At 44.4% G+C, this 956-nt stretch carries 1 protein-coding gene; it reads left to right on the forward strand.

Annotated elements, in window-relative coordinates:
• Nucleotides 1-916 (forward strand): ABC transporter permease (locus LD39_RS16960; protein WP_035550332.1); only part of this gene is annotated, 916 nt, incomplete at its 5' end.
• Nucleotides 917-956: the final 40 nt, after the last annotated feature.

Raw genomic sequence — 956 nt, forward strand, 5'->3', positions numbered from 1 at the left:
GTTTTTTGCATCCCCTCTGATTTTTACAGCTCTGGGTGGTGTTTTTAGTGAACGTTCTGGAATTATTAACATTGGACTGGAAGGTCTCATGGTTATGGGAGCGTTCATCGGGATAGTTTTCAATTTAACTTTCTATGATACCTTTGGCAGTGCTACTCCGTGGGTATCCATTTTGGTGGCTATGATCATTTCTGCCTTATTTGCTCTTGTACATGCGGTGGCTTCAATAACCTTTAGAGCTGATCAGGTTGTCAGTGGCGTAGCTATTAACTTCCTGGCTCTAGGCATCGGTTTATTTTTGACAAAGCAATGGTATGACAAAGGGCAGACGGATATGGTTGAGCGCCCTTTCTATACGACAGATGTCCCTTTGCTAAGCAAAATCCCAGTACTTGGTGATTTATTTTTCTCAGGGATGTACATCACTTCCTATTTAGCGATTGTTTTAGCTTTTGTAGCCTGGTTCATCATTTATAAGACCTCCTTCGGTTTACGTCTGCGTTCAGTAGGAGAGCACCCGATGGCTGCAGATACGAACGGAATCAATGTATATGGGATGAGATACGTGGCTGTTATGATTTCAGGAGCACTCGGCGGACTTGGCGGATCTGTGTTCGCTCTAACGATTGCACTGAACTTTTCCCATGCAACGATCGTAGGTCAGGGATTCATGTCTCTTGCAGCCGTCATTTTTGGGAAATGGCATCCTTTAGGCGCACTAGGTGCTGCGATTTTCTTTGGGTTCGCTCAAAGTTTAAGTATCGTAGGCTCCAGCATTCCTTTGCTGGCAGATGTTCCACAAATCTTTTTGTTAATCGCTCCTTATGTTCTGACGATTCTCGCATTAGCCGGATTTATCGGCCGTGCGGAAGCTCCTAAGTCATTAGGAGAAGCTTATGTAAAAGGAAATCGCTGATCAATCGACCCGGTGCTTCTCACCGGGTCTTATTTTTTTA

Origin of the sequence: Halobacillus sp. BBL2006, from assembly GCF_000786645.1 — a bacterium.
Classification (GTDB): domain Bacteria; phylum Bacillota; class Bacilli; order Bacillales; family Halobacillaceae; genus Halobacillus.